The organism is Mycobacterium sp. 1245499.0, assembly GCF_001673615.1.
Lineage (GTDB): Bacteria > Actinomycetota > Actinomycetes > Mycobacteriales > Mycobacteriaceae > Mycobacterium > Mycobacterium europaeum_A.
The window spans coordinates 1-6,174 of the sequence record NZ_LZMG01000080.1 but is presented as its reverse complement, the minus strand read 5'-3'; the positions used below and the strand labels follow the sequence as shown (position 1 = coordinate 6,174).

Annotated in this window: 7 protein-coding genes; 4 read left to right on the top strand and 3 right to left on the bottom strand. The window is 69.1% G+C overall.

Going from position 1 to position 6,174, the window contains the following annotated elements:
• Both A5646_RS04185 and A5646_RS04180 read right to left on the bottom strand, forming a co-directional pair.
• Window positions 1-465 (bottom strand): FHA domain-containing protein (locus A5646_RS04185; protein WP_369806907.1); only part of this gene is annotated, 465 nt, incomplete at its 3' end.
• Between the two features lie 30 nt (window positions 466-495).
• Window positions 496-1,713: an NADH:flavin oxidoreductase gene (locus tag A5646_RS04180; RefSeq protein ID WP_067020076.1), complete on the bottom strand. Its 1,218-nt coding sequence runs from the start codon at window positions 1,711-1,713 to the stop codon at window positions 496-498.
• A gap of 82 nt (window positions 1,714-1,795) precedes the next feature.
• On the opposite strand from A5646_RS04180, the gene A5646_RS04175 reads away from it, so the two are divergent.
• The gene (locus A5646_RS04175; RefSeq protein WP_066872123.1) at window positions 1,796-2,641 is read left to right on the top strand and encodes a bifunctional methylenetetrahydrofolate dehydrogenase/methenyltetrahydrofolate cyclohydrolase; all 846 of its coding nucleotides are present in this window, start codon (window positions 1,796-1,798) and stop codon (window positions 2,639-2,641) included.
• On the top strand, window positions 2,638-2,919 hold the full coding sequence (locus A5646_RS04170) for a DUF3017 domain-containing protein (RefSeq protein WP_066872126.1): 282 nt from the start codon (window positions 2,638-2,640) through the stop codon (window positions 2,917-2,919). Before A5646_RS04175 ends, A5646_RS04170 begins: the two co-directional genes overlap by 4 nt.
• On the opposite strand, the gene A5646_RS04165 is transcribed toward A5646_RS04170, so the two are convergent.
• A complete protein-coding gene (locus A5646_RS04165; protein WP_066872132.1) occupies window positions 2,916-3,434 on the bottom strand; it encodes a DUF732 domain-containing protein in 519 nt (172 codons plus the stop codon). The two genes, A5646_RS04170 and A5646_RS04165, sit on opposite strands and share 4 nt — an antisense overlap.
• Before the next feature lie 261 nt (window positions 3,435-3,695).
• On the opposite strand from A5646_RS04165, the gene A5646_RS04160 reads away from it, so the two are divergent.
• Entirely contained in the window at window positions 3,696-5,144 is a 1,449-nt protein-coding gene (locus tag A5646_RS04160; protein WP_067020073.1) for an FAD-binding oxidoreductase, read from the top strand.
• Between the two features lie 173 nt (window positions 5,145-5,317).
• Window positions 5,318-6,174: 13E12 repeat family protein (locus tag A5646_RS04155; protein WP_156765511.1), on the top strand; the 857-nt coding region annotated here is incomplete at its 3' end.

The window sequence follows — 6,174 nt, the reverse complement described above, 5'->3', positions numbered from 1 at the left end:
GTAGTCGGGCGCGATCTGCGAGCGGACATGCGTATCACCCACCCGCTGATTTCGCGTGCCCACCTGCGGCTGCGCCGACCAGGCCGGTGCCTGGGGCGGTGCCGCGACCGGGATGTTCATCGATTCGGTGCGGGGCGGACGCCCGGCCATGCCCTGGTGGCGGCCGACGTCAAACGTCAGCAGCGGCCCGTCCGGGTTGCCGATGTTGAGGGTCTGCCCGTCGTGGATCTCGACCACCGGCACCCGCCGGCCGTTGACGAAAGTGCCGTTGAGCGAACCGTTGTCGATCGCCAGCCACTTGCCCTGGTCGAAGCGCAGCAGCAGGTGGGCACGCGAAATCAGCGGGTGGGTGATACGCATGTCCGCTCGCAGATCGCGCCCGACTACTACATCGTGGCCCGCTGCGAAGGTGCGTTCCGATCCTTCGTGATGGACGGTTAGCGCTGGCGGGGCTGGTGCTGACATCGCCACAACTGTAGCTTGCGCCCCTGTGGATTACCGGGGAGCGCCCGCTGCCACATCGGGCGCGCCGGTGACCACGCAGTGCGTCCGGGTGTAGATCGTGGGCATGCACTGATTGCAGTGCGTGCACGCCGAATGCACCTGGTGCCGGGCGCCATCAGCGGCGATCCGGTTGATCAGATCCGGTTCGGCCAGCAGCGCGCGGGCCATGGCGACGAATTCGAATCCCTCCGCCATCGCCAGGTCCATCGTCTCCCGGTTGGTGATGCCACCGAGCAGGATCAGCGGCATCTTCAGCTCGTTGCGGAACAGCTTGGCGTCGCGCAACAGATATGCCTCGCGGTACGGGTATTCGCGCAGGAATTTCTTGCCCGTCATGCGCATGCCCCAGCTCAGCGGCGGCTTGAATGCGCCGGCGAACTCCTTGAGTGGCGCGTTGCCGCGGAACAGGTACATCGGGTTGACCAGCGAGCTGCCCGCGGTGAGTTCGATCGCGTCCAGGCCGCCGTCTTCCTCGAGCCACTGGGCTGTCCTCAGCGACTCCTCGGTGCTGATGCCGCCGCGGACGCCGTCGGCCATGTTCAGCTTGGCCGTCACCGCGATGGGCGTGCCCTCCTTTTCCACCGCGCGCCGCACGGCCATCACCATGCCGCGGGCGACCTTGGCCCGGTTTTCCAGCGATCCGCCGAACTCGTCGTCGCGGCGGTTGATCAGCGGGGACAGGAACGAGCTCGCCAAATAATTGTGGCCCAGGTGGATTTCGACGGCATCGAAGCCGGCCTCGATGGCCAGGCGGGCGGCGTTGGCGTGCCCGGCGATCACCTCGTCGATGTCTTCACGCGTCGCCTTCTTGGCGAATCGCATCCCGATCGGGTTGAAGAACCGCACCGGCGCCAGCGCCTTGGCCTTGTTGGACTTGGCGTTGGCCACCGGGCCGGCGTGGCCGATCTGCGCGCTGACCGCAGCGCCCTCGGCGTGGACCGCGTCGGTGAGCCGTCGGAACCCGGGCACGGCCTCCGGCCGCATCCAGATGCCGTTGCCCTCGGTGCGCCCGCCGGGGGAGACGGCGCAGTAGGCGACCGTCGTCATGCCGACCCCGCCGGCGGCGGGCAGCCGGTGGTATTCGATGAGGTCGTCGGTCACCAGCGCCTCGGGCGTGCGCGCCTCGAAGGTGGCGGACTTGATGGTGCGGTTACGCAGCGTTATCGGCCCGAGCTTCGCGGGGCTGAACACGTCCGGCGGGGTTGACATACCGGGAGCCTAATGGCGATCGCGAGCGCGGCGAAGCCGGGCGTGGCGGGTCGCCATCATCGATGTCTGCCAGACTGTCAGCGTGGGAGCAATCACGCTGGACGGCAAGGCCACCCGCGACGAGATCTTCGTCGACCTCAAACAGCGGGTGACCGCTTTGACCGCCTCGGGCCGCACCCCCGGGCTGGGCACCATCCTGGTGGGCGACGACCCCGGCTCCCAGGCGTACGTGCGGGGCAAGCACGCCGACTGCGCCAAGGTCGGCATCACCTCGATCCGCCGCGACCTGCCCGCCGACATCAGCACCGACACGCTCAACGACACCATCGACGAGCTCAACGCCAACCCGGATTGCACCGGTTACATCGTGCAGTTGCCGCTGCCCAAGCACCTGGACGAGAACGCGGCGCTGGAGCGGGTCGACCCCAACAAGGACGCCGACGGGCTGCACCCCACCAACCTGGGCCGGCTGGTGCTCAACAACCCGGCCCCGCTGCCGTGCACCCCGCGCGGCATCGTGCACCTGTTGCGCCGCTACGACGTCGAGATCGCCGGGGCGCACGTGGTCGTCATCGGCCGCGGCGTCACCGTCGGTCGCCCGCTCGGCCTGCTGCTGACCCGACGCTCCGAGAACGCCACGGTGACGTTGTGCCACACCGGAACCCGCGACCTGCCCGCCCTGACCAGGCAGGCCGACGTCATCGTCGCCGCCGTCGGGGTGCCGCACATGGTGACCGCCGACATGGTGCGCCCCGGTGCCGCGGTGCTCGACGTCGGCGTCAGCCGGGTGGACGGCAAGCTCGCCGGCGACGTGCATCCCGACGTGTGGGAGGTGGCCGGCCACATGTCGCCGAATCCCGGTGGGGTGGGCCCGCTGACCCGCGCGTTCCTGCTGACCAACGTCGTCGAACTGGCCGAGCGGGGATGACCGCGCGGACCGTGCTGCGGGCCCAGTGGCCAATTCTGTTGGTGGGCCTGATCTTTGCGACGGCCCTGGCCTTGGTGGGTGCCAACTTCTGGCGTCGCGGTTCGTTGTTGATCGGCATCGGTGTCGGCGTCGCGGCGCTGCTGCGGTTGCTGCTGTCCGAGGACCGGGCCGGCCTTCTGGTGGTGCGCGGCAAGGGAATCGACTTCATGACCACCGCGGCGGTCGGGGCGGCGATGTTCTATATCGCGTGGACCATCGACCCGCTGGGCACCCGCTAGTACCTCGGCAGCGCCGGAACCTGCCCGGGCATCGCGGGGAGCTGGCCCGCCATCCCGGGAATCTGGCCCGTCATCCCGGGAATCTGACCCGTCATGCCCGGGATCTGGCCCGGCATTCCCGGCGGCATGGCCCCGGACAGGTTGCCGTTGGCGATGTTCGCCATCTCCTGGGGGCAATACGTCTGGATTGCGATCGTGGTGAACATGCGGGCCATCGTGGGCGACATGCCGCGGCCGGCGACGCTGGACGCGGCCGCCGCGAAATTGCCGCCCGGCTGCGACAGCATCGGGCAGATCGACTCGCCGACGGACATCGCGTTACCGGGCTCGCCGAAGTCGATGCCGGCGTGGTTGAGCGCGTCGATGAAGTCGTCGCCGTTGCCCTCCGCCCCGGCCGGCGCCGCGAACGCCGAGGCCACGGTCAGCAGGCCGGCGGCCGCGGCCAGCAGGCGGATGGTGAAGGGCTGATGGCGAAAGACCCAGATCCATTGATGAGTTCGTGCAAGTGCCTTCACGCCAGCCTCCCCGTCCGCCATGGAGTGCGTCTGAGGCACACTCGAATCACGCCTACGAACTCTGGGCCATCACTGTCACGTTTGCGACACGGTGGGGTAAAGGTTCGCACAATAAGCGTTTCGTGAGGTCGCGACCGGCGCGGCGTCGGTTATTACGCGGCCCGATTGCGCAAGGCCACTCGGCAGATCGACGCCACACTGTGATGTAACACGGGCGGCGACACCGGACTTGCGGGCGGGAGATGAACCAGAATCCGCCCCATGACGACCCGCCCGACCCACCACGAGATCTCGCGTCAGACGTTTCTTCGCGGCGCCGTCGGAATGTTGGCGACGGGAGCGGTGTTCGGCACCGCCCCGGCGGCCGCGGATCCCGCGGGCTGGGGCGGCCTTGCCTCCTCGATCGGCGGCAGCGTGCTGTTACCGGCCAACGGCGCCCAATTCTCCACCGGCAAGCAGGTTTTCAACTCGTTCTACAACGGATCCAATCCCGCTGCGGTAGTTCGGGTTTCGTCGCAGGCCGACGTGCAGAAGGCGGTCGCGTTCGCGAAGGTCAACAACCTCAAGGTCGCACCGCGCGGCGGGGGTCATTCGTACGTCGGCGCGTCCAGCGCCAACGGCACCATGGTGCTCGATCTGCGCGGCCTGCCCGGCGGGGCGAACTTCGACGGCAACAACGTCACGGTGACCCCGGCGACCGATCTGTATGCCGTACACCAGGCCCTGGCCGGCGCCGGCCGCGCCGTTCCTGTCGGCACCTGTCCCACCGTCGGCATGGCGGGGCTCGCGTTGGGCGGCGGGGTGGGCGCCGACGCCCGGCGCGCCGGGCTCACCTGCGACGCGCTGCAATCCGCGACCGTGGTGTTGCCCAGCGGCGACGTGGTCACCGCGTCGGCCAACGACAACCCGGATCTGTTCTGGGCCTTGCGCGGTGGCGGCGGCGGCAACTTCGGGGTGACCACCGCGATGACCTTCGCGACCTTCGCCACCGCGGACAGCGACCTGGTCCGGCTGGACTTCCCACCGTCGTCGGCGGTGCAGGTGCTCACCGGCTGGCAATCCTGGCTGGCCGGCGCGGACCGCAACACCTGGGGGATGGTTGATCTGTCGGTCGGCTCGGCGCAGGCGAATTGCCATGTGCTGGCGACGTCTCCGGCCGGGAGCGGCTCCGGTGTGGCCGACGCCCTCAAATCCGCGGTGGGGCTGGCGCCCGCCGCCGTGACCAACAAGACGCTGAGCCACATGGACCTGGTGACCTATCTGGCCGGTGGCAGCGCGACCAGCCCGGCGCGCGGCTTTGTGGCCGGTTCCGATGTGATCGGGCCGATGACTTCCGCTGCGGCCCATGCCATTGCGACCGCGGCCGGGCAGTGGCCGGCCTCCGGCGCGGGTCAGGCCTCGGTGCTGATCGATCCGCTGGGCGGCGCGGTCGCCGACGTCGCGCCGGGCGACACCGCGTTTCCGTGGCGCACTCAGTCCGCGGTGGTGCAGTGGTACGTCGAGCCCGCCGCCAACCAGGTAGCCGCCGCCAGCACCTGGGTGGGCGCCGCGCATCAAGCGGTACAACAGTTCTCGGTCGGCGGCTACGTCAACTACCTGGAGGCCAATACCGCGCCGTCGCGCTACTACGGCCAAAACCTGTCGCGGCTGGCGACCGTCCGGCAGAAGTACGACCCCAACCGGCTGATGTTCTCGGGACTCGACTTTTAGCGAGATTAATTGCGCGAGCGTGAATCTATGGCGATTCGGGCGAGGTGGTCTTACATCCTTAGCACGGTCGATCACTGTGCGACACCGTGACCCCACGAAATTAATTGCGCGAGTGTGAATCTATGGCGATTTGTCGGCCGATTTTTGTCGGTGGGTGCCGTTAGTTTGGCGGTGTGAGTGATGAGCAGGATGTCGAGGCTGCGTTCGACGCGCTCGATGCCGCCTGGGATCGCGTGTGCGCGCTGAACGTCGATGCGCTGAAGCCGCGCCAGCAGTTGGCGGTGTTGGCGCGCTGCGAGAAGCAGCGCCGGCGCATCCCAGCCGTCGAGCACCCCGTGATCAATTCCCTGGCCCGCCAAGCACCCTCGCCGGAACTCGGCGCCACAGCAGTCCAGGCCATCGCCGAGGCGACCCTGATCAGCCGCGCTGAAGCCGCCCGCCGCCTCAACGAGGCACGCGATTTGGGCCCGCGCCACGGCCTGACCGGCGAACCGCTGGGCCCGATGCTGCCCGCCACCGCCGCCGGACAACGCCGGGGCGAGCTGGGCGCGGGCCAGGTGGCGGTGATCCGCAAGTTCTACCACCAGCTGCCCGGCTGGATCGACATGCCGACCCGCGAGCGGGCCGAAGCGCGGTTGGCCACCGAGGGCAGCCGGTTTCGCCCCGAACAACTCGCCGGGTTGGCCCGCACCCTGGCCGACTGCCTCAACCCCGACGGCACCTACACCGACGACGACCGCGCGCGGGCGCGTGGTCTGACCCTGGGCAACCAGCAGCCCGACGGCATGTCGCCGTTGCGCGGCTGGCTGACCCCCGAAGCCCGCGCCACCCTGGAAGCCGTCCTAGCCAAACTCGCCGCCCCCGGCATGTGCAACCCCGACGACGACACGCCCTGTGTGGACGGCGCACCCACCCAAGACGCCATCGAGCGCGACCCACGCTCGGCCGCCCAACGCCAGCACGACGGACTCAACGCCGCACTGCGCGGCGTGCTGGCCTCCGGGAACCTGGGTCAGCACAACGGGTTACC

Excerpts from the sequence above, each read along its gene's own strand:
- A5646_RS04180 (WP_067020076.1), bottom strand. The coding sequence starts at position 1,713 with ATGTCAACCCCGCCGGACGTGTTCAGCCCCGCGAAGCTCGGGCCGATA.
- A5646_RS04170 (WP_066872126.1), top strand. The coding sequence starts at position 2,638 with ATGACCGCGCGGACCGTGCTGCGGGCCCAGTGGCCAATTCTGTTGGTG.
- A5646_RS04160 (WP_067020073.1), top strand. The coding sequence starts at position 3,696 with ATGACGACCCGCCCGACCCACCACGAGATCTCGCGTCAGACGTTTCTT.